The organism is Microbulbifer agarilyticus S89, assembly GCF_000220505.1.
GTDB lineage: Bacteria > Pseudomonadota > Gammaproteobacteria > Pseudomonadales > Cellvibrionaceae > Microbulbifer > Microbulbifer agarilyticus_B.
The window spans coordinates 92446-115578 of the sequence record NZ_AFPJ01000024.1; the positions used below are offsets into that span (position 1 = coordinate 92446).

At 59.5% G+C, this 23133-nt stretch carries 18 protein-coding genes; 10 read left to right on the forward strand and 8 right to left on the reverse strand.

Annotation, left to right across the window (positions count from 1 at the left end; all coding sequences use genetic code 11):
• Window positions 1-183: 183 nt before the first annotated feature.
• A complete protein-coding gene (locus AS89_RS0106980) occupies window positions 184-1206 on the forward strand; it encodes an NAD-dependent epimerase (protein ID WP_010131768.1) in 1023 nt (340 codons plus the stop codon).
• Between the two features lie 83 nt (window positions 1207-1289).
• Here the strand turns inward: AS89_RS0106980 and AS89_RS17120 are convergent, their stop codons facing one another.
• Window positions 1290-2066 carry a 3-deoxy-D-manno-octulosonic acid kinase gene (locus AS89_RS17120; RefSeq protein WP_010131769.1) on the reverse strand — a complete coding sequence of 259 codons (777 nt, stop codon included), beginning with the start codon at window positions 2064-2066 and terminating at the stop codon, window positions 1290-1292.
• A 117-nt stretch (window positions 2067-2183) separates the two neighbouring features.
• Window positions 2184-3080 (reverse strand): glycosyltransferase, encoded by an 897-nt coding sequence (locus AS89_RS0106990; RefSeq protein WP_010131770.1) that lies wholly within the window; start codon window positions 3078-3080, stop codon window positions 2184-2186.
• A 390-nt stretch (window positions 3081-3470) separates the two neighbouring features.
• Between AS89_RS0106990 and AS89_RS0106995 the strand changes: the two genes are divergently transcribed.
• Together AS89_RS0106995 and AS89_RS0107000 are read left to right on the forward strand one after the other, a co-directional pair.
• Window positions 3471-4307, forward strand: a complete 837-nt coding sequence (locus AS89_RS0106995) for a glycosyltransferase family 2 protein (RefSeq protein WP_010131771.1) — start codon at window positions 3471-3473, stop codon at window positions 4305-4307.
• A gap of 46 nt (window positions 4308-4353) precedes the next feature.
• Window positions 4354-5253: a glycosyltransferase family A protein gene (locus tag AS89_RS0107000; RefSeq protein ID WP_010131772.1), complete on the forward strand. Its 900-nt coding sequence runs from the start codon at window positions 4354-4356 to the stop codon at window positions 5251-5253.
• Between the two features lie 68 nt (window positions 5254-5321).
• Here AS89_RS0107000 and waaA read toward each other — a convergent pair whose 3' ends face one another.
• Entirely contained in the window at window positions 5322-6707 is a 1386-nt protein-coding gene (gene waaA / locus AS89_RS0107005) for a lipid IV(A) 3-deoxy-D-manno-octulosonic acid transferase (RefSeq protein WP_010131773.1), read from the reverse strand.
• Between the two features lie 190 nt (window positions 6708-6897).
• Between waaA and AS89_RS0107010 the strand changes: the two genes are divergently transcribed.
• From AS89_RS0107010 to AS89_RS0107025, 4 genes are all read left to right on the forward strand, one after another.
• Complete coding sequence (locus tag AS89_RS0107010) at window positions 6898-8004, forward strand: glycosyltransferase family 4 protein (protein WP_010131774.1); 1107 nt, start codon at window positions 6898-6900, stop codon at window positions 8002-8004.
• A gap of 118 nt (window positions 8005-8122) precedes the next feature.
• Window positions 8123-9427: an O-antigen ligase family protein gene (locus AS89_RS0107015; protein WP_010131775.1), complete on the forward strand. Its 1305-nt coding sequence runs from the start codon at window positions 8123-8125 to the stop codon at window positions 9425-9427.
• 35 nt (window positions 9428-9462) lie between these two features.
• Window positions 9463-10290 carry a hypothetical protein gene (locus AS89_RS0107020; RefSeq protein ID WP_010131776.1) on the forward strand — a complete coding sequence of 276 codons (828 nt, stop codon included), beginning with the start codon at window positions 9463-9465 and terminating at the stop codon, window positions 10288-10290.
• 52 nt (window positions 10291-10342) lie between these two features.
• Complete coding sequence (locus AS89_RS0107025; RefSeq protein ID WP_010131777.1) at window positions 10343-11365, forward strand: ELM1/GtrOC1 family putative glycosyltransferase; 1023 nt, start codon at window positions 10343-10345, stop codon at window positions 11363-11365.
• Here AS89_RS0107025 and AS89_RS0107030 read toward each other — a convergent pair.
• Both AS89_RS0107030 and AS89_RS0107035 read right to left on the reverse strand, forming a co-directional pair.
• Window positions 11362-12390 (reverse strand): glycosyltransferase, encoded by a 1029-nt coding sequence (locus tag AS89_RS0107030; RefSeq protein ID WP_010131778.1) that lies wholly within the window; start codon window positions 12388-12390, stop codon window positions 11362-11364. The genes AS89_RS0107025 and AS89_RS0107030 overlap by 4 nt on opposite strands.
• A complete protein-coding gene (locus AS89_RS0107035) occupies window positions 12390-13301 on the reverse strand; it encodes an ELM1/GtrOC1 family putative glycosyltransferase (RefSeq protein WP_010131779.1) in 912 nt (303 codons plus the stop codon). Before AS89_RS0107035 ends, AS89_RS0107030 begins: the two co-directional genes overlap by 1 nt.
• 276 nt (window positions 13302-13577) lie before the next feature.
• Here AS89_RS0107035 and AS89_RS0107040 point away from each other — a divergent pair, with 276 nt between their 5' ends.
• Complete coding sequence (locus tag AS89_RS0107040; RefSeq protein WP_010131780.1) at window positions 13578-14918, forward strand: UDP-glucose dehydrogenase family protein; 1341 nt, start codon at window positions 13578-13580, stop codon at window positions 14916-14918.
• Window positions 14919-15002: 84 nt separating this feature from the next.
• On the opposite strand, the gene AS89_RS0107045 is transcribed toward AS89_RS0107040, so the two are convergent.
• From AS89_RS0107045 to AS89_RS0107055, 3 genes are all read right to left on the reverse strand, one after another.
• Window positions 15003-15959 carry a branched-chain amino acid transaminase gene (locus AS89_RS0107045; protein WP_010131781.1) on the reverse strand — a complete coding sequence of 319 codons (957 nt, stop codon included), beginning with the start codon at window positions 15957-15959 and terminating at the stop codon, window positions 15003-15005.
• 150 nt (window positions 15960-16109) lie between these two features.
• Window positions 16110-19046 carry a bifunctional [glutamate--ammonia ligase]-adenylyl-L-tyrosine phosphorylase/[glutamate--ammonia-ligase] adenylyltransferase gene (glnE, locus tag AS89_RS0107050; protein ID WP_237709648.1) on the reverse strand — a complete coding sequence of 979 codons (2937 nt, stop codon included), beginning with the start codon at window positions 19044-19046 and terminating at the stop codon, window positions 16110-16112.
• A gap of 84 nt (window positions 19047-19130) precedes the next feature.
• Window positions 19131-20915 carry a GspE/PulE family protein gene (locus tag AS89_RS0107055; protein WP_010131783.1) on the reverse strand — a complete coding sequence of 595 codons (1785 nt, stop codon included), beginning with the start codon at window positions 20913-20915 and terminating at the stop codon, window positions 19131-19133.
• A 204-nt stretch (window positions 20916-21119) separates the two neighbouring features.
• Between AS89_RS0107055 and AS89_RS0107060 the strand changes: the two genes are divergently transcribed.
• The gene (locus AS89_RS0107060; protein ID WP_010131784.1) at window positions 21120-21797 is read left to right on the forward strand and encodes a TIGR00153 family protein; all 678 of its coding nucleotides are present in this window, start codon (window positions 21120-21122) and stop codon (window positions 21795-21797) included.
• A 15-nt stretch (window positions 21798-21812) separates the two neighbouring features.
• Complete coding sequence (locus AS89_RS0107065; RefSeq protein ID WP_010131785.1) at window positions 21813-23087, forward strand: inorganic phosphate transporter; 1275 nt, start codon at window positions 21813-21815, stop codon at window positions 23085-23087.
• Window positions 23088-23133: the final 46 nt, after the last annotated feature.

Sequence of the window (23133 nt, forward strand, 5' to 3'; positions counted from 1 at the left end):
GAACTCCGAGATTGCGCACTGCGCGCAGAAATATAAGGCCGGTACTGCTATAGTGCCGGCCTTTTTTCGGCCTGTGGAAAATGTAGCAACGCGCGAATCACGCAGCATGCGCCGACTTCTGCGAGCCACTGACTACACTAGCCAAGTGCCTGTACATCACCCTGAACTGCGCTCTAGACACCCATGAAGTATCTGATCACCGGCAATGCCGGCTTTATCGGTTTCCACGTTGCCCGCACCCTGATGGCGCGCGGTGATGAAGTCGTCGGCATCGACAACGTCAACGATTACTACGAAACCAGCCTCAAGGAAGCTCGCCTGCGCAAGCTGCAGAGCACCGCCCAGCAGCACGGGGTTGCGTATCAGTTCGAGCGCGCCAATATTGCCGACCGCGCGGCGCTGGATGCCATCTTTAGCGAGCACGAGTTCGATCGGGTAATCCACCTGGCGGCCCAGGCCGGGGTGCGCCACTCCATCGAGCACCCGGAGTCCTACGTAGAGAGCAATCTGGTGGGCTTCTCCAACCTGTTGGAGGTCTGTCGCCAGGCCAAGACTCCGCACCTGAGCTACGCCAGCACCAGCAGCGTTTACGGCGGCAATACCACCATGCCGTTTAGCGAAGATCACGGCGTGGACCACCCGCTGCAGTTTTACGCCGCCACCAAACGCGCCAACGAACTGATGGCGCACAGCTACAGCCACCTGTTCCGCCTGCCCACCACCGGTCTGCGCTTCTTTACCGTATACGGCCCCTGGGGGCGCCCGGACATGGCGCTGTTCAAATTCACCCGCCTGATCCTCGAAGGCAAGCCGATTCCGGTGTTTAACCACGGCCACCACACCCGTGACTTCACCTATATCGACGACATCGTGCAGGGTGTTATCAAGTCGAGTGATCAGGTTGCGGCGCCCGATACAAACTGGTCCAGCGCACAGCCGGAGCCAGCCACCAGCAACGCTCCCTTCCGCGTATTCAATATCGGCAACGGCAATCCCGCGCAGCTGTCCGACTATATCGATGCGCTGGAACAAGCACTGGGGAAAAAGGCGATTCGCGAAATGCTGCCGATGCAGCCCGGCGATATTCCGGATACCCATGCGGACACCGGCAAACTGGAACAGGCGGTGGGCTATCGCCCGGACACCAGCGTGGTGGATGGCGTACAGCGATTCGTGGATTGGTACCGGGATTACTACGCGGTTTAACCGTTAGGCTGACTGCGGGGAGTGAATACCCACAGCGGGATTTTCCCTTAAACAGTCAAGCGGACAAGCGCCGTCAGCCTGCACTATTCATTCTGACCTTGCTCGGCGCGGGCGGTGCGGTAAGCATCTTGCAACGCCTGCCAGTCTTGCTCGCGGAACTGGAACCCGGGCAGTCGCCCCAGCTCCTTGTCCAGCGAGCGTCGCAGGCGCGCCACATTCCCCTCCGCATCCTGCCGCGAAAGTGGGCTGCGAATCGCCCCCTTATCAAAATCGATCAGATACCAGCGCGGCTTCTTTCCATCCCCGCTACCATCCCCACCACCATCCGCACCAGACAGCAGGATATTGTGGGCGTTGAGATCCGCGTGATACACGTTCTGCTGGTGAAAGTGTGCGATTTGCTGCCCCAGTGCTTGCCACAACGATGCTTCCATCGGCGCTTTACACAGCACTTGGGCCAACGTTGCGGAGTCTGGCACTCGCTCGGTAATCAGCGCGCCGCGATAGGCCAGTGGCGGCACGCTCACACAGCGTGCGGCGACAGGGCGCGGCACCGGCAGCCCCAGGTCACGCATCTCACGCAGCATATGGAACTCGCGCCACACCCGGGTATTGTGCAGACGGCTATACAGGTAGGACTTTTCCACCACGCGCCCGGCCAGCCCGCCGCGGTGATATTGCTTGAACACCAGGTCGTGGCCAGCATGGGAGAACATCACCGCCTTGCCGCGCTCCACCTGCGCGCTGCCACAATTGGCCGCGAGCCAGTCAGACCGAAACAGTTTTTCACAGTCGGCATCAAGCACCTCGTCGTCATAAATGACGGTGGCGCGCTTGTGCGTGAATTGCTGATACCCCACGGGGGACTCCCTAAACGTGCCCGCTGGCGCTACCAGGGGCACAACATAACGATGTTTTGCGCATTCTACCGGTTGCGCTGCCAGTACCCCAGTGCGTTTATCCCTATACAGGTCCGATCAGGCAAATATTTTTCGCACTTTGCGCTCAATTCGGTCCAGCAGTTTCAGCCAACCAGCACCCTGCATCGGATCATAAGCCCACGGCTGCTTCACCTTCTTATCGGTTTTGAGAAACTCTTCAGCCACCGGCAGGCGCACCGGGGAGGATTGGGCGAGGCTATCCACTTCCTCAGCGGACATTACTTGCAGTGGATACAAGCCGCAGTTGCGCACCCACTCGCCGAAACGCAAGGCGAAGGATTTCTGCTTGCCACGATATGCGCCACCGTTTGGCAGCCACATGGCAAACGGAACCCGCATGCGGGCCATACGGCAGAATATTTTGGCTGCGTGGCGATTGTTGACCGACTCACCCACAGCAAACTGCCAATTGTGTTCACGCAGGCGCTTGGGGTCGGCAATTAATAACGCGGAGAACCAGGTCCCCGTGGAACGCTTGCGCGGATACCAGAACCAGAAGTTGCGCTCCGCATCGAAACGAAAATCCCGGTCTGCTTTTTTTCGCAGAGAAATGCCGCGCACGAATGCGGGGGAAACAAAGCCCAGGTCCGGCTGCTCGGCAAAGCTGGCCCGCAGCGCGTCGATATCCGCCTGCCCCAGATCCCTGACCATCTGTGTGTCATCCTGCAGGAAGCACATCAGCTCGTCATCGCTGGCCATTTCATAGGCTGCCTGCATATTGGCATAGAGGCCGCCCAGCTTGTGCCCAGACTCGGCCGAGCGGTCAATCACCTGATGGCGCTCCGCCGCCCCCTGCAGCACCGCACGCGTGGCTGGGTCATCGCTGCCATCGTCAATAATGGTGAGTCGGCACTGGGGTGCGCAGGCCTCAATGGAGCGAATACAGTTCTCCAGCTGGGCGCCGCGATTGTAAGAAAATACGAAGATATGCATCCTTCTGCCCCTGATATTCCCTGGGAATCATCTGCAACTGCGACCTGAACCTGTCGCATCGCGCTAGAGTACCAGCCTCTGTCCGCAATCGCTAAGCTGAAGCTGCGCGCCAGTAATAAGTGTGTGAGACTTCAGACTTTCAACATTCCAGAGTGCAAATCTCGTCCCGAGTCCTTAGAATTGCCGATTTTTAAGCCAAGGACCCGGCTCCGTGCAGCCTCTGTGAAGCCCCGGTATGGAGTCCCAGTGGTCACGCGCTTGGCTCTCACCGACCGCGGCACCCCGGTCTCTCCATGTTGAAGATCCAGTGTCAGAGCCCTTCGGAGCAGCCCGAAACAAGCGCTTTTCTATACAATTCACACACTATTTGCCGTTTTCTGTGGAGACTCCATGAACCTGTCCGTCATCATGACCACGTATAACTCCCCCGAGTGGCTGGAGAAAGTACTGTGGGGCTATAGTTGCCAGAGCGTGCAACCATACGAGGTCATTGTTGCCGACGACGGTTCCACCCCGCAAACCACCGAGCTGATTGCGCGGGTGCGGAAAGATACCGACCTGACTATCCGGCACATCTGGCAACGGGACGACGGTTTCCGCAAGTGCCGTATCCTCAACAAGGCGATCCTCAGCGCCCGCGGTGATTATGTCGTGTTCACCGACGGCGATTGCATCCCGCGCAATGACTTCCTCGCGGTACACCAGGACCGCGCCGAACCCGGCTACTTCCTGTCCGGCAGCTACTTCAAGCTACCCATGAGCACCAGTGAGGCCATCACCCGGGACGATATCGAATCCGGTCGTTGCTTCGACTACCAGTGGCTGCGCGCCAACGGTCTCAAGCACCGGCGCAAAACCCTCAAACTCAGGGCAACGCGCCGCTGGGCGCCGCTACTCAACCGGCTAACTCCAACCGCCTGTAACCTGAAAGGCTCGAATGCTTCCGCGTGGCGAGAAGATATCCTCAAGGTAAATGGGTTTGACGAGCGTATGGCCTGGGGCGGCCTGGACCGGGAGTTTGGCGTGCGCCTGGAGAACGCCGGCATCAAGCCGCGTCACGTACGCTTTGATGCGGTCTGTATCCACCTGGATCACCCCCGCGGCTACGCGGACCCGGAGATCGTCGCGCGCAACAAGGCCCTGCGCTTGCGCGTGGCCAGGGAGGGCATCATTGAAACGCCCCAGGGTATTCGCCAGCTCACCGAATCCGGCTACCGCCCGGAATGACCTGCGGCAACACCACTATTTGATTTATTTACCGTTGAAAACACCCATGAGTGCATCGCAAGTTAAGAAACACTGGTCCGACCCCATCGTTAGCCGCTTCCTGCGCCTGGCCGCCAGCGGCCTGGTGCCGCCGTCCCTGTTCCAGAAACCCCTGCCGGAAAAAAATGCGCGCGCCGCACGCACCGGAGTACTGGATATCGAAATTGTCAGCCATTGCTGGCAGTACTCTCACTTCCTGATTTATCAGTTGAGTTCACTGGTGCTGTTTCCGCCGACCAAGGCCACGGTAACCATGACCGTGTACTACAACAGTGAAGATACCCGCACTGCAGCGGTGCTGGATTTCTTCGGTAAACAACAGATCCCGGGTATTACCTGGAACTGGTGCGAGCTGCCCAAGGAATCCCTGTACCGCCGCGCCATCGGCCGCAACCAGGCCGCACTCGCCACCAAAGCGGACTGGATCTGGTTTACCGATTGCGACCTGATGTTCCGGGAAAATTGCCTGGACCGGCTGGCAGAACTGCTGCAGGGCCGCACCGACAGTTTGGTGTTCCCCGAGCGCGAGCGTATTACCTCGCTGCTGGAAGACGACGACCCCATGCTGAACTTCGATCCCAACGACGTGCAGCTGGCGGACATCGACGACTCCCGGTTTGTGGAGCAAACCCGCGACCGCGCCACCGGCCCCCTGCAGATTGCCCATGGGGATATGGCACGCGCCGGCGGCTACTGCAATGCACTCAGCTACTACCAGAAGCCGGCCGAGCGCTGGTGCAAGGCCCATGAAGACCGCGCCTTCCGCTGGCTACTGGGTACCCAGGGCACCCCGCTGGCTATCCCCTCGGTATACCGCATTCGACATATCAGCAAGGGCCGCTATACCGGCAGCAAGCTGAACACGCAGATTCGCAGCAGCGTGCGACAGGCGACCGACAAGCACTGACGACCTGTAGAAATACTGGGCACAAAAAAAGGCCGGATGGGGAACCATCCGGCCTTTTTCTTTTGTGCTCAATTTGATCGGCGCTTTTTCATGCGCATCAGAGACTCTACCGCCTCGACGGTGCGCTCCAGTGCACCACTATTTTGCGCTGCCACTTCCCGCGCGCGGGCACCCGCTTCGATGCGACCTGCCGGATCGCTCAGCCAGCTCGCTACCTGTGCCGCCAGCTGCCCGGCATCATCAACGATTTTGAGACCACCAACTTCCTTCAGCAGATCGGAGACCACGCTAAAGTTGTGCAGGTGAGGGCCGCACACCACCGGCACACCCCAGGCGGCCGGTTCGATCATATTGTGCCCACCCACGGACACCAGGCTGCCACCCACAAAAGCCACATCACACGCGCCATAAAAACGCAGTAGCTCCCCCATGGTATCGCCCAGTAGTACCTGGTCGGACAATGTGGGCACAACACCATCACTGCGGCGCACGGTACGCAGGCCGCGCTCGCGACACATGCGCGCCACACTGTCAAAGCGGACGGGGTGTCGCGGCACCAAAACCAGTAGCAAATCCGGGAAGCTCGCGCGCAGTTGCTGGTATGCATCCAGCACCACCTCGTCCTCACCGGCGTGCGTGCTGGCGGCCAGCCAAACCGGACGTCCCCCGCTTTGCCCTGCGTCATTGAGCTGACGGCTGGCATGCCCCCACTGATGGGAGATCGCAAGGGCCTCGCTGGCTAAACCGGAGCCGATGTGCAAATCAAACTTGATATTGCCCACCGCAGACACCCGCTCGGGCTCCACCCCCAGCTCAGCAAAGCGGTATGCATCGGCAGGGTACTGCGCCAGTACCCGGGTGATATGGCTCATCATTTCCTGGCTCAAACGCGGAAAACGCCGGTACCCTTTCGCCGACTTCTCGCTCAGCCGGCCATTCACCAGTGCCACGGGTATCTTGCGCTTGTCGCACAGCGCCAACATATTCGGCCACAACTCAGTTTCCATGCTCACCAGTACATTGGGCCGCAATGCATCCAGGAATGGCGAGAGGCACTCGGGCAAATCGAACGGCAGGTAATAGTGCAGCAATCGACCATTGAGAATGGGTTCCAGGGCATCGTGTACCCGCTGTGACCCGGTGGGCGTGGTGGTGGTCACCAACCATTGCCACTGATGGTGGCGCGCGGCCAATTCCTTGATCAATGGAATCGCGGCCAAGGTCTCTCCCACGGAAACCGAGTGGATCCAGATCAAGGGGGCGCGACTGGCCCGGTCCGGTACCAAACCAAATCGCTCGCGCCAGCGCCGGCGCGCCCCGGGACGCGAGGGCACCAGGCCAAAACGCTCACTCCAGCGCTTGCGATACGCGGGGTCGGCGCGCCCCCGCCACCACAGGTGCAACAGCATCAACGGCAGAGTGAGTCGAAAAAACCAGGTGTACAGTTGGCGCATCAAATCAATATCAGGTTTTGCTAACCAGTCTTCGTATTAGTGGAATTCGGCAACTGCGAGCATGGAATCCCGCCTGTTGAGGCACTATTCTACCCCATTCTCGCGCCATGCTGGTGCAACATACGCCGGGACATCCTCCGTGCACGGACGCCGCCCCGTCCGCAACGAACCCCATGATCAGGAGCCGCTCTTGAAAGTCGTACAGTTATTGCCCGCACTCAATTCTGGCGGCGTGGAGAGGGGCACACTCGATCTGGCCCGGGCACTCATCGAAGCCGGGCACGAATCCATTGTCATTTCAAACGGCGGGAGACTGGTCGAACAGCTGGAGCAGGAAGGGAGCCGGCATATTGCGCTGCCAATCCATAAAAAATCCCTGTCCAGTTTGCGCCAGGTTCGCCCACTGCGCGCACAGATCGAGGCATTACGGCCAGATATTTTGCACGTGCGCTCACGCATGCCCGCATGGCTGACCTACCTGGCGTGGCGGAAGTTACCGCGGGGTTCTCGCCCGCGTCTGGTCAGCACTGCGCACGGCCTCTACTCAATCAATCGCTACAGTGCAATTATGGCGCGCGCCGAGCGTGTCATCGCAATCAGTGAATGTGTGCAGAAGTACCTCAGCGAGCATTACACCCGCTACCTGCAGTCGCCACCGGAGCTGATTTATCGCGGGGTAAATACTGATGAGTTTTACCCAGACCTCCCACTTCCACCAAACTGGCGCACAACAGTCGAAAATGAATTCCCGGCCCTCAGGGGCAAGCGCTGGCTGCTCATGCCAGGCCGCTTGACACGCTGGAAAGGGCACCAGACTTTTCTCGAGCTAATGGCGCAACTGGCCGAAAAGGATACGGAGCTCCATGGGGTGATCGTGGGCGGCGCCGAGCCAAACAAAGAGCACTACGCAGACGAGCTGAAGGCAAAAGCCTGCGAGCTCGGCATCGCGTCCAGGGTCACGTTTACCGGGCAACGTTCGGATATTCGCTACTGGTATCGCGCTTCTGCATTGGTGTTTAACCTTTCCCAGCGACCCGAACCCTTCGGGCGCACAGTCATCGAGGCCGCGGCCATTGGCACGCCGGTGATCGGCTACAACCTGGGCGGCCCGGCCGAGTCGCTCCGCGCCTGCTTCCCGCAAGGGCTGGTGGAGTTTGGTCAGCCGAAACAGCTACTCGACACCAGCCTCGCATTGCTAAATAGCGATGTGAGGCCCCAGCTGTCGGACGCCTTTACCCTGGCAACCCAGGTGCAAAGCACCCTGTCGCTGTACCAGTCCCTATTGCATAGTGACTGACAACGGGCTCTTGCCATCGCCGAAAGCGAGATCTGGTCTATAGCCCTGTACAGGGTTGGCGACGTACAATGTTGGGTAGTCGACCAATAAAGCCGAAAGAACTCAGGCGACACGTTGTATGTCCAGTATTTCCACCACCCCAAATCACCCCTCCCTTGCCTCCAGAATTCTGGATCGCAATACCTCAATTGCGCTGCTTCTGTGTAGCTCCATCTGGGTACTGCCCTGGTCGCGGACCTTCCAGCTGTCGGTGCTGGTTCTGGCAATTGCCTCAATCACCCTGCTGATTCGCCAGCGCCGCGAATGTTGGGCGCCGGGGGCTGCCAGCTGGTGCGCCATGAACCTGTGCGCGGCACTGGCACTTGGCCTTTCAGCATTGAGCACCGAACACCCGGACAAGCCCCTCGAATTAATGGGGTTCCAGCTGGTCCTGTGGCTAGCAGGAATGGCGATCCTGTACTGGGCACGCAACGACCAGATTTGGCATCGATTGCAGTGGTGTTTATTTGCGATTGTCGGCTTTTGGCTGATTGATGGTTTGTTCCAGGCCCTTGTGGGCTTCGACCTGTTCGGTGTGCCGCGCAGTGAGCGCCTCGGTGGCTACTTCAGCCATCCGGACAAGTTTGGTTTCTACATTTCATTTCTGTGTGTCTGGGTCTTATTTGCCCCAGTGGTACGTCGCTGGTCCCTGCCGCTGCAGGGCACGGTGTATTTACTGTGTTTGGCCGTTACCTTTTTTGGCAATACCCGCGCAGGCTGGGTCAGCTTCGTACTGATCAGCGCGGTTTGGTTATACATGAGCCGCGCGCAGTTACTCGCAGCACTGCGCACTGCACCCTGGATATTAGGCCTGATTGTGGCGGCAGTGGGCGCGGCCGGCTGGTGGATCCTGCAAGATGCCCAGGTAAGCAAGCGCATTACCGCTACCATCCCGCAAAGCTTTGACATCGATGGTCTCGCCGCGGTTATTCCAATCCGCGCGCAGCTGTGGGCGCAAGCGTGGCAACAGTTTCTTGCCAACCCCTGGTTTGGCACCGGTGCCGGTAATTACAGCCTGTATTTGCCGGAAAGCTGGACCGGGACGAGCCTGTTCCAGCCCTATACCCATCAGGTTGTTCTCGAGGTTCTCGCCGGTACCGGCGCGATTGGCAGCCTGCTGTATTTCACCATCGCGATGCTGTTTATTGCACTGGTATGGCGTGCGCTTTTTTCCAAGTCCGCAACGGTACGCAAGGAGGAACTGCTGCCGGTAGCCCCGCTGCTGATACTCGTGTGCGTATGGTTTCCGCTCAATACGCATCGCGAGCTGTTCAGTTCCGAAATGATGGTGCTAACATGGCTCTCTATGGCGCTGGTGATTGCCCGCTTGAACCTTGCAGGATCGTCGCCAGCCAACAACAATCACAATACTGACCCGCTGTAACCTTTTCGATTACATGACTGGCACAGGGAAGTACCATGGCTACCGCAAACGAAATTATCGCTGAAACCTCCCACACCGCTCCCGCACCCGGCGCTGCTTCCAGCGCAGCGCAAATTGCAGCGTCTGTGCGCAACCACCTGGTAGCGCGGTTGCGCACTATTGAGCCCAAGGACCAGCCCTTCTCGCACCTGTATTTGGAAAATTTTTTCCCGGATGATATCTACCAGCGCATTCTGGAGAGCGCGCCCGCGGCAGATTTATGTAAAGGCCTCAACCATAAAGAGGCCATGCGCAGCGATGGCACCAGCACGCGCCAGGTCTTCCCGTTCAACGACAAAAATCTCGCTCGCCTCACGGGAGAGACACAGGCCCTGTGGCAGGGCGTAACCATGGGCATGCAGGCCGAAGAAGTGAAACAGGCCCTGTTCGACTGCCTGGGCACCGATCTGGCCCGCCGCTTCAAGGTGCCAGGGCAGCAGGTGTCCGCAATTGAGGCCTACCCCAAGACAGGTTACTTCTGCGATCACAGTGGCTACCAGATTTCGCCGCACCGGGACGTTGCCCGTAAAATCGTGACCATGCAGGTGTACTTGCCCCGCGACGACAGCCAGGAAACCATGGGTACCAGCCTGTATGAACGCGGCTTTGTGGGTCGCCTGCAGTACGAATTTCGCAAGCTTGGATTGGGCAATAAGGACGGCTTCAAGGAAGTGCGTCGCTTCCCCTTCATCCCAAACAGCGCCTACGCCTTTGTTGTGGGCAAGCATAGCTGGCACGGTCGCCCGCAGATTGAGTGCACCAGTGAGCGCCGCTCGCTCATGCAGATTTACTATCAAAACCCTTCAGAGCCTTTCTACGACTAAATAAGGATTGTGGGTAAGCCAACAACAAGTGCTGGAGGGGCGAGCCCCTGAAATGGTCAACGCATCTTCGCATTTGAATATTTTACTGTTAAGTGACGGCATCCCTGGCCACGTCAACCAGGCCCATGGTTTTGTCGACTGGCTGCGTGATGCGGGCTTCACCCCCAAGGTCCAGCTCGTCGCCTGCGCACTCAAGGCAAAATGGCTGCGCCCTCTGCTTGCACTGGCGAGCAATCACTCGGCAGGTTCAGCTGCCGTTACGCGCGCCATTCTCGCTGCGCATACACTCCAGCCCTACCCGCAAATTCCACACCTAATCGTTTCTGCCGGCGGTAACACGCGGTTTGCCAACTCGGCACTCGCACGATTGTGGGGATGCCCAAATGTATTTATCGGCTCCCCGCGCAATTTTGCACCTCACGCGGTGACCGCCCTACTGACACTGGAACCCGCTACCGGGTTTACCCGCAACAACCTGATTGTGGACTTCGCGCCCGCGCGCACCAGCAACGTACAGCCATCACCGAATACCTGGGCATTGCTGCTCGGGGGGGACGGCAGTGGCTATCGATATCAGCAGCAGGATTGGCAAGCGATTTTGCAGTGGGCGCGAGACTGCGCGAAGAAAAATCAAATTCAGTGGCTCGTCGCAGGCTCCCGCCGTAGCCCGCCTGATCTGCGCGCACTGAGCCAGGAAATTTTGCGTGAAGCCCACGGCCATCAACACTGCTGGCCCGGTGACGGAGGAGAGCTTCTGGCGGAGCGCCTGCCCAGGGCAAGACAGATAGTGTGCACGGAAGACAGTATGAGCATGCTGTGCGAAGCGATTAATTTGCCGCGACCGCTGCTGAGCCTGCGCCCCGCAGAGGTTTCGTCACCGCCGCGCTATCAGCAGGCCATCGAAAAGTTCGCGCAACGGGGCTATTTACAAAGAGCGTGCGCATCTGAGCTTGCGCGTTTCGACTGGGCACCCACCGACCCCGAGGCATTTGCTGTGCAGGTAGCGGCTTCACGCCGAAAAATTGTGGGCAAACTTGTGCAGCTTGTCCCGGCGCTGGAAAAATATCGCAATTAATCGGCGGGCAACGCCCGGCGATATACCGCGAGCGTCGCCTGTGCCATAGCATCGACGGTGAGATGTTCAGCCGCGTACGCAAATACTGGTGCAAATGCGTCTCTCAGTGCAGCGTTATCCTGCAAAGCAGCCCGCAACATTTTCGCAATCGCGGGAACCGACACATCCTCCGCAATAAATTCTGCAGGCAGAATTTCCCGGTTGCTGCCCACATCGGTCGACACCACCGGGCACCCACTCAGCAAGGCTTCCACCACGGTATAGGGGGCACCCTCTTTGTGTGACGACACCACCATAAACTCCGCCGCCTGCATCCAGGCCGCGACATCGTCCGAGTAGCCGACAAAGCGCACACTGTCCGCAAGCGACAGCTCGCTTGCCAAGGTTTCCAGTTTGCCCCGCTCCGGGCCGTCCCCCACCAGATACAAACAGGCATCCGCCGGGCACAACTCGGCCCACGCCTGCAACAGCAAATCGATTCCCTTGGCCGGTACCAGGCGCGCAACGGCGAGCACCACTCTTCGATCAGGCACGCACTGCTGCGGAGGCGACTGTTTCTTTGCCGGGGCGTGGGTGCCATTGGGAATTACGGACCAGTCCAGTGCGGAATTCGACACGGCTTTACGACTTACCGCGATACGCCCGGGAAAATGGCTCGCCACTGTATCCTTGGGGTGCGCGATATTGTGCCGGGTAATCACCTTGGTAACGGGAATAAAACCCCGCAGACTCGCAAGCACTCCCGCTGCCTTGCCACCGTGCCCGTGTATCAGGTCAAACCCATTGCGCCGACAGCTCCGTACCAGCGCAAAAAGCAGCAGCGGGTTGCGCCGGCTCATATCGGTATCCAGCGGCACAAAAACAACATCCTGCGGGCACTGCGACTGGTAACGGGGGTGGGCAATAATCGCAACCTCGCCCTCCAGATGGGCGGCCTGCCAGCCAGCCAGCTCCATCACATGTTTTTCCAAGCCGCCAAACTCACTGCTCATAAACAGGTGACAGATATTTTTAGGGGTAGACATCACATAGTTTCCAGGTTGCAGCGCCCAATCAGCGCCGCTGCGAGGCGCAGGTATTCATTGAATGGCGCGCGCTGTACATCCGGTGACCGCGCGGCATCGGCTAACTGCTCACTGACCAATCCATCATCGATTAGCCGCTGCACCGCCGCGCGCACCTTGTTTTTACGATTGCGCGAAGGCAGCCCCAATACACCCACCCGGGCACGGCTTTGCAGGGCCTCGAACACCATGGAAATACTGTCTCGGGTTACCCACACCTGCTCCGCAGAGGCCAGCTGATGTTCAAGCCAGCCATCAGCGCACTCGCGCCAGGGCGCCAGCGTGAAGCCAGGCCGCGCCAACTGCTGCAAGGCGAATTCAGGCGTGCGACGGCTATCCGCCAGCGTCCACTGTAGGGAGCTTGTCGCCAACTGCCCGATATCCCGCTCGAGAGTGACGCTATCCCAGGCAAAATGCCGGCTCGGCCCACCCAGCAAAATAAGCCCACGGCCAGGGTTGGCGGGCACATGTGGCAGCGGCAAGGTAAGCGCGCCGCGCGTGGTCAGCACATTCGGCAGGGCCGGCGGGCGATCGTGCTCGGGGATCAGGGCAAAGTCGAACCAGTGAATGGGCAGCGATGGGCGCATCAGGACCACGCTGCGGCCACCAAATCGCCTGCGCGCTGCGAGCATTGGCAGGTGACAGCGATGACCGGCGCCGATTAAAAAATCCGGCTGCCCCAGGGCAATCGCGCCGGCGGCGTCGAGCGCCACCTGCAAAGAGCCGCGCAACCAAAAGCGTAACTGGCTGCAATCGACATCGCAGCTTTGCACGCGCGTGGGCCCGAGGCGCTCACGCAGGCCGGTCAGCAACGCTGCACTCTGCTTTTCGTGGGCCTTATTGCCGTCCACAAACCGCCAGACCGTGATCAAACACTTCTCTCCAATTACTAACCGGTACACGCCACACCGAGCCGCCGGCCGGTGCCGTACCCGAATCGCGGGGCTATGCGCCGCTTACCTTACCTGCAGCGAGTTGAATTTGCACCCAGCGAAGTAACAGGTGCGCCGGTCCAATATGCCACCCCATTTAATGGCGAGCACTGTCCATAAGCGGTAAACTTGGACGCCTAAAGTTTTAAACACGAGCTCCAAGGCCCCTTATACCGAGTACGTGGAGCGCGGGATACTCAAAGGATTTCCAAGAAAATGAATGTTACCGTATTTGGTACTGGCTACGTTGGCCTGGTGCAGGCAGCAGTACTGGCAGAAGCCGGCCACCGGGTTACCTGTATCGATATCGATGAGAACAAGATCGAGCGCCTGCGCCAGGGTCACATTCCCATCTTCGAGCCGGGGCTCGAACCACTGGTCAAACACAACAATAAATCCGGCAACCTGAGCTTCTCCACCGATGCCGCCGAGGGCGTGGCGCACGGCGAGCTGATCTTTATTGCGGTCGGCACCCCACCCGATGAGGACGGTTCTGCGGATCTGCGCTACGTGCTGACCGTGGCCCGCACCATTGCCGAACACATGAACGGCAAGAAATACATCATTAACAAATCCACTGTACCTGTTGGCACCGCGGACAAGGTGCGCGAGGAAGTCACTCGCACCCTGCAGGAGCGCAACGCGCTGAATCTGGAATTCGATGTTATTTCCAACCCCGAATTCCTCAAGGAAGGCTCCGCGGTTGCCGACTGCATGAAACCGGACCGGATTATCATCGGCACTTCCGAGCAGGCATCCGAACAGAAAATGCGCCAGCTATATGCGCCGTTTAACCGCAATCACGACAAGGTCATCGTGATGGATGTACGCAGTGCCGAGCTGGCCAAGTACGCGGCCAACTGTATGCTCGCCACCAAGATCAGCTTTATGAACGAAATGGCGGTGATTGCCGACCGCGTAGGCGCCGACATTGAATCGGTACGCCAGGGTATCGGCTCCGACCCGCGTATCGGCTATCACTTTATTTACCCGGGGATTGGCTACGGCGGTTCCTGTTTCCCCAAGGACGTACAGGCCCTGAAAACCACTGCAGCGCAGCTGGGTATCGAGCCCAAAATCCTGAACGCAGTCGAAGAGCGCAACCACAGCCAGAAGCACTACCTGCTGGAGAAAATTGTCGAACGCTATGGGCAGGACCTTTCCGGCAAGACCTTCGCCCTGTGGGGCCTGTCGTTTAAGCCCAACACCGATGATATGCGCGAAGCACCGGCCCGCGTTCTGATGGAAAACCTGTGGGAGATGGGCGCCAGCGTGCGCGCGTTTGACCCGGAAGCGATGCACGAATGCGAGCGCATCTACGGCAACCGTGACAATTTACAGCTGTGCGGTACCCGCGACAGCGCGCTGGCCGGTGCCGACGCACTGATCGTTGCCACCGAATGGCAGCAGTTCAAAACCCTGGACTTCGCCACCGTCAGCAGCAGCCTCAAGGATCCCGTGGTTTTCGATGGCCGCAACCTGTACCAGCCGCTGGATATGGCAGAAGCGGGCTTTGAATATTACTGTGTGGGGCGCCCCCAGCAGGCCGCGCGTTAGCCCAGCGCAGCCGAAACACAGCAGGCAAAAAAAAGGGCGGGCATCGTTAGATGCCCGCCCTTTTTAATAAGTGGAGCGAAGGCATCAAGCAGACGCCGCCACTTCCTCACAACCCTCGTGTACATCGCTCAGCCAACCCATATGGGCCTGGCTGCGGCCCTGCACCACATCGAAATACAGTTGCTGCAAGCGCTTGGTGATCGGGCCGCGGCGACCCGCGCCGATGGTGCGTCCGTCCAGCATCCGGATCGGCAGCACTTCCGCCGCGGTACCTGTAAAGAAGGCTTCATCCGCGATATACACCTCGTCGCGGGTAATGCGTTTTTCCACCACCCTGTATCCGCACTCGTTGGCGAGCTGGATAACGGATGCGCGCGTAATGCCGTCGAGGCAGGAGGTAAGTTCCGGGGTGTAAATCACACCGTCGCTCACCAAGAAGAAGTTTTCGCCACTGCCTTCCGCTACATAACCCTCCGGGTCCAGCAGCAGGGCCTCTTCACAGCCGTTGCGCAGGGCCTCCTGCAGCGCCAGCATGGAATTGATGTAGTTGCCGTTCGCCTTGGCCTTACACATGGAGATATTCACGTGGTGACGCGTGTACGAAGAGGTGTTCACCTTGATCCCCAGTTCGCGCGCCTCCGGTGTCATATAGCTCGGCCATTCCCACGCGGCAACGATGACATGCGTCTTCAGCGCGTCGGCGCGCAGCCCCATACCTTCCGATCCGTAAAATACCATCGGGCGCAGATAGGCTTCTTCCAGGCCATTTTCACGCACCACCAGACGCTGGGCTTCATTCAGCTGCTCCGCGTCGTAAGGCATGCTCATATTCATGATCTTGGCGGAGCGAAACAAACGACGAGTGTGTTCCTGCAGGCGGAAAATACTGGTGCCGCCATCGGCGGTTTGATAGGCGCGCACGCCCTCAAATACGCCCATTCCGTAATGCAATGTGTGGGTGAGCACGTGTACCCGGGCATCGCGCCAGGGAACCAGTTCACCATCAAACCAGATAACGCCGTCTCGATCGGCAAAAGACATGGGGATCTCCTACAAAATTCTATACACGCATTCTGTAGGAGCGGCCTGGGGGGAACGGAGCGGTCTGAGCCGGGTCGAGCCAATTCGCCTGCAGGCAGGCTCCTACAGCACAGAGCCTGATGAAAAACAGTTTAATCGGGCAGCGAACACCTACTGGGAACCGGGCGAGACTTCACTCGCTGAGCCCAGCATCTGCTGCCAAGTTGTTGTAACGGTCTTTCTTTCCGCTTCGAATTGGTCACCGGATACAACCCCCGGCAGCTGTTGTAATGCCAGGCGATGACCTTCAGATCGGTAGGCTTTGTAGGCGTCGATCAAATGCGCGGCTTGATGGGCCGGCATCAGGCCCGCCTCGGTGAGGCTCTCAAGGATGCGAATGTTATCGGTATATCGCACGATTGAAGGGGCGCGTTGCGCCCAGGCCAATGCAGCATATTGAACCATAAATTCAATATCCACAATACCACCGGCGCCGTGTTTGAGATCGAATTGCCGATCATTGCTCTTATCGAGGTGTGCACGCATTTTATTGCGCATCGCCACCACCTCTTCACGCAATTTCTGCTCATCACGCGCGGTACATAGCAACCGCGTACGCAGGGATTCGAACGCGTGGCCGAGACGCTCACTGCCCGCCACGGGCCTGGTGCGAACGAGAGCCTGATGCTCCCAGGTCCAAGCGCTCTCACGCTGGTACTTTTCAAACGCGGCCAGGGAAGTTACCAGCAGACCCGAGTTACCGGAGGGACGCAAGCGTGTATCCACTTCATAGAGCGGGCCACTCAATGTGCGCGTCTGCAGTATGTGGATCAGGCGCTGGGCGAGACGGGTGTAGAAACTCTGCGCGTCGAGCGACCGCTCACCATCGGTGTAACCGGCACCGTCGACATCGTGCACAAACACGATGTCGAGGTCCGAGCCGTGCCCCAATTCCAAGCCACCGAGCTTGCCGTAGGCAACGATCGCAAAGCGCATATCTTCGGCGCTAGTCCCCTTGGGCGCGCCGTGTTTTTCGGTCACTTGCTGCCAGGCCAGTGACAGTGACTGCTGCAATATCGCTTCCGCCAGCCAGGTAAGGGAATCACTTACCTTCATCAACGGTAGCGCCCCGGTAACTTCCTGCGCCGCGATACGCAGGCTTTGTCCCTGCTTGAAATGCCGCAGGGCTTCCATTTGCGCCTCCAGGTCGTCGGTATCTACCCGCAGCATATGCTGGCGCAGCTCATCGGCGATATCCTGCGCAGTGGAGGGCTGCAACAGGCGTCGCTGGTCGAGCATTTCATCCAGCAACACCGGGTGCCGCGCCAGCTGATCGGCAATCCACGGCGAGGCACTGCACAGGCGCAGTAGCTGCTGGAGTATCGGGGGGTTTTCGTTGATCAGCACCAGATACGCGCTGCGGCGCAGAATTGAGCGCAACAACGGCAATACCCGCTCCAGCGCCAACAGGGGCTCACCAACTTCCGCGGCGGCGGCGAGCAGCAACGGCATGGTCTGATCCAGGCGCTGGCGCCCGGCCACCGGCAACGCCGTGACAATACGATCGCCATGCAAGGCGCTGATGACCTCCAGCGCTTTTTCTGCTGGCACAAAATCGGCGTCCTGCAATTGTGCGAGCCAGGTGTCGCGATCACTGTCGCGCTCGCAGCCACTCCACAGCAATTCCCAGCGATCGCTCTCGGAGACTTCATCGCTCTCTTCCGGTGGTGCGATTACCTGGTCGAATTCACGCTCGATTACGGTCTGCGCCAGTAGCAGTTCTTCCTCGAGAGACTCCCAGCTTGCATAGCCGAGGGCAAAGGCCAGCTGCGCGCGTCGCTCACTCTCCACCGGTATCGTCTGGGTCTGCTGGTCTTTTTCCGCCTGCAATCCGTGCTCGACACGGCGCAGTAAAAGATAGGCATCGCGCAATTGGTCGGCAGCACCCTGAGGTAAGTGCCCATCCTGCTCCAGCAATGGCAGGACCTTCAGGATATTGCGCACGCGCAGGTCGGGCTCGCGGCCGCCGCGAATAAGCTGGAATGCCTGGGCAATAAACTCCACTTCGCGGATGCCGCCGCGCCCCAGCTTTACGTTATTGGTGAGTCCGCGCGCGCGCACCTGTCGCTGGATCAGGGTTTTCATTTCCCGCAGCGCGTCGATCACGCTGAAGTCGATATAACGCCGATACGTAAATGGGCGCAGCAACTCCATTAGTTCCTCTGCGGCCTGAGCCCCACCCGCAACACTGGCATAGGCCACCGGCCGCGCCTTGATCATGGCGTAGCGTTCCCACTCGCGCCCCTGAGTCTGATAGTAATCTTCCAGGGCTGCGAAATGACTTACCAGGGGGCCGCTGTCGCCATAGGGGCGCAAGCGCATATCTACACGAAACACAAAACCATCGGCGGTAACCGCATCCAGCGATTTAATCAGGCGCTGGCCAAGGCGCTGAAAGAACGCCTGGTTCTCGAGTGGCTTGATGTCTGCAGCATCGCCGCCACTTTGCCCCGGTTCCGGGTAGGCAAAAATCAGATCGATATCCGACGACAGGTTCAGCTCACGCGCACCCAGCTTGCCCATGCCCAGTACGATCATCGGCTGCAGCTTTCCGTCCCGGCTGCGCGGCTCGCCATGGCGCTCGACCATTTTCTGCCAGTGCCAGTCGAGGGCTGACTGAATACAAATCTCGGCCAGCTCGGTCAAACGGGCGCACACCCGGGGAACATCCCACTGCCCGGTAAAGTCCCGCCAGATCGCCTCGGTATTTACCCGGTTGCGCAACAGGCGCAGGGTTCGCTCCAGGTCCTCGTCGGTCTCCAAGGCGGTGAGGTCCGGCGGCGCCAGCCCCAGGTCCTCACTGGCGAGCAATTCATCGAGCAGCCCCGGGGTGCGCGCGCATTGCTGCAACAGGAAATCAGACCCAAGTAACCCTCTGGCGACCAACACCGGCAGCGATGCATCCGCCTGTAACTGCGCTGCCAGCGCAGCGGCCTCGGCCTCCCCCACCTGCTCACACCAACTCTGCCACTGCGACTGCAGCCGGGCATGCAGCGGTGCGGGGCAAGTAGATTCGGGGAAGTGGTACACGGCAGGGTCCTTTTGCACGAAAAAAAACTGATACAAGTATAAGTGTGCGGCCGGGCGAAGGGGACGAGGTGGGCGTGCCCGGCCGGATTGGGAGAAGGGTACTTAGAATGCGATATCCGGTGGCGGTGCTACTCGCAACACTTCCTGCACCGTGGTGATTCCCCCAGCGACTTTTTTAGCCCCGGACAGCCGCAGGCTGCTCATGCCTTCGCGCATCCCCCGGTGACGAACCTGCTGCAGGTCGCAATCGGCGGTGATCAGCCCCTGGATCGCCTCGCTGAACGGAAGGATCTCGTAGATCCCCTGGCGCCCTCGGTAACCGGTGTTGCGGCAGTCCAGGCACCCTTCGGGCAGATAAACCACTTCCGGCTTGGGTGCTTTCCAGGGTTTCACCAGCGCCTGCCAGTCTTCGTCGCTCACGTCTGCCTTGCGCTTACAGCTGGGGCATAAGGTACGCACCAGGCGCTGGGCCATTACCCCGAGTACGGTGGATTTCAGCAGGTAATGCGGCAAGCCCAGGTCCAGCAGGCGGGTCACCGCGGTAGGCGCGTCATTGGTGTGCAGGGTCGAAATCACCAGGTGGCCGGTGAGCGCCGCCTGCACCGCCATCTGCGCAGTTTCCAGGTCGCGAATCTCGCCCACCATGATGATGTCCGGGTCCTGGCGCATCAGGGTGCGAATACCCGCGGCAAAATCCAGGCCGATGCTGTGGTGCACCTGGGTCTGGTTGAAGCTGTCTTCCACCATTTCGATAGGATCTTCGATGGTGGAGACATTTACCTCACTGGAGGCCAGCTGCTTGAGCGCGGTGTACAGCGTCGTGGTCTTACCGGAACCGGTGGGGCCGGTAACCAGCACGATACCGTTGGGGCGCGCGAGCATTTTTTGCCAGCGCGCCAGGTCGTCACCGGCCAGGCCCAGGTCGTGATAGGAGCGCGCCAATACTTCCGGGTCGAAGATCCGCATGACCAGCTTTTCGCCGAATGCCGTGGGCAGGGTCGACAGACGCAACTCGACCTCGCTGCCATCCGGGCGCTTGGTCTTGATACGGCCATCCTGGGGTTTGCGCTTCTCCGCCACATTCATGCGCCCGAGAATCTTCAGGCGGCTGGTTACCGCCGCGTTGACCTGGTCCGGCAGCTCGTGGATCGGGTGCAGCACACCGTCGATACGGAAGCGGATGCGACCAATGCCGCGACGGGGCTCAATGTGAATATCACTGGCGCGCTGATCGAAGGCGTGCTGTAACAGCCAGTCCACGATATTGACGATGTGCTGGTCATTGGCCTCCGGATCCTTGAGATTGCCCAGTTCCAGTAACTGCTCGAAGTTACCCGCTGCAGAGCTACCCTTGAGCCCGCTGGCGCCGGAAATCGAATTGGCCAGGGAGTAAAACTCGGTGCCGTAGCGCAGGATATCCGCCGGATCGGCCACCACCCGCTGCACGGTGCGACCACTGGTGTGCTCCAGCTGCTCTTCCCAGCCCGAGGTATACGGCTGCGCGGTGGCCACCAGCAGCATCTCCGGGCTGGCTTCCACGCACAGGATCTGATGGCGCTTGGCAAACTGGAAGCTCATGACCTCGGTCACCGCCGCCACATTCACCTTGAGCGGATCGATATGGTAGAGGCCATGAGAGGAGGTATCCGCCAGCCACTGGGTCAGTACCTGCGCATCCAGAGTACGCCCGGGTTTCTTCTGATTTTCCAGTTCACAGCTGGCGATATAGGACAGCGGGTGCATCTGCGCCTGCTCGGCGGTGCGCGGCGTGCCGATCAGGCGGTTGGCATCCATCCGCGCCACATACCCGTCACCCACCAGGTCTTCCAGCAAACCCGGCAGGTCGAGAACCCGGTCTGCACCTCTTACCCCAGCGCTTGCAGCCATACCTTGTTACCCGTCTACGCTTATTGTTAGAAGGCGCATTGTAGCTCTATTGGCGAGCCACAACAGTGCGCCGGTTGGTCGAATTGATACGGAAACCGTCACGTCACTGTGACCTGCGCACAGGTTGCGGTACCATGCCGCCCGATTTGGCCCCTTCTGGGCTACTAAACCTACTACTGTCAGGACCGGAAAAAGGAACGAACCATGCCCCTGTCCAACATCGGCAACTTGTTCGGCCGCTCGCCGATCAAACCGATCAAAGAGCATATGGCGACCGCCCATAAGGCGTCAGCGGATCTGGTGCCCTTCTTTGAAGCCCTCGTGAACGAGGACTTGGCGACCGCCAAAACCGTCCAGGAACGCATCTCCGCCAGCGAGAGCCGCGCCGATGACATCAAACGAGACCTGCGTCTGCACCTGCCCGATAGCCTGTTTATGCCGGTATCCCGCAGCGACCTGCTGGAACTGCTGCACGTGCAGGACAAGGTGGCCAACACGGCCCAGGACATTGCCGGCCTCGCCATTGGCCGCCAGATGCAGATTCCTGCGCCATTAAAGACGTTGATGTGCACCTTCGTGGAAAGTGCCGTGGCGGCATCCGCCCAGGCCCTGACCGCCATCAACGAGCTGGACGAGCTACTGGAATCTGGCTTTTCCGGCCGCGAAGTCGACATTGCCCAGCGCATGATCGAAGAGCTGGATGATCTGGAGCGCAAGTCCGACAAGTTAGAAGTAGAAGTGCGCGCCGCACTTTTCGCCATTGAAAAAGACCTGCCGCCGGTGGACGTGATTTTCCTGTATCGGGTAATCGAGGAAGTCGGTGAGCTGGCAGATGAAGCTCACGGCGTGGGCAACCGATTGCAGCTACTGCTGGCGCGATAACGGGGGAGAGAAAACGTGGAAATTATCGCTCAATACGGCCATATCTTCCTGATCATGGCCTGTGTGTTCGGATTCTTCATGGCCTGGGGTGTGGGCGCGAACGACGTCGCCAACGCCATGGGTACCTCCGTAGGCTCCCGCGCACTGACCATCAAACAGGCGATCATTATCGCCATGATCTTCGAATTCGCCGGTGCCTATTTAGCCGGCGGCGAGGTGACCTCGACGATTCGCAAGGGGATCATCGACCCGGATTTGTTTAACGATACCCCGGAACTGCTGGTGTACGGCATGCTCTCCGCACTGCTGGCCGCCGGTACCTGGCTGTTGATCGCCAGTATCCTGGGCTGGCCGGTGTCCACCACCCACTCCATTGTCGGTGCCATCGTTGGCTTCTCCGCGGTGGGCATCTCGGTAGATGCAGTAGCCTGGGGCAAGGTGAGCAGCATTGTTGCCAGCTGGGTGGTTTCGCCGGTGCTGGCGGGCACCATATCGTTCCTGCTGTTCCGCAGTGTGCAACGCCTGATCCTCAACACCGACGATCCCTTTAACAACGCCAAGCGCTACATCCCCATCTACATGTTTGCCGTGGGCTGGATGATTTCCATGGTGACCCTCACCAAGGGCCTCAAGCACGTATTCAAAGATGCCAACATCAGCCTGACGTTCTGGCAGGACGCACTGATCGCCGGCGTCATGGGCCTGATCGTGATGGGCGTTGGCGTGGTCATGCTGAAACGCGTGAAACGCGATCCGGAAGCCGAGAAAGATAACCGCTTTGCCAGTGTTGAGCGTGTTTTCGCCATCCTGATGATCTTCACCGCCTGTGCCATGGCCTTTGCCCACGGCTCTAACGACGTGGCGAATGCGGTCGGTCCGCTGGCCGCAGTGGTGAACACCGTCCAGCAAGGCGCGGTCACTGCGAAAGCGGTTATGCCACCGTGGATCCTGCTGCTCGGTGGTGCCGGTATCGTGGTCGGCCTCGCCACTTACGGTTTCAAGGTAATGGCGACCATCGGCCGCAAGATCACCGAGCTGACCCCGAGCCGCGGCTTCGCCGCCGAGCTGGGCGCCGCCGCCACCGTGGTCCTCGCCTCTGGCACCGGCCTGCCCATCTCCACCACCCACACCCTTGTGGGAGCGGTACTCGGCGTTGGTCTGGCGCGCGGTATTGGCGCACTGAACCTGCGTATGATCACCACCATCGCCGCCTCTTGGGTAATCACCCTGCCGGCGGGCGCAGGCCTGGCGATCCTGTTCTTCTTCTTCTTCAAAGGCGTGTTCGGCTGATCACCGGTAACGTGAGATAAAAAAGGGGAGCCACTTCGGCTCCCCT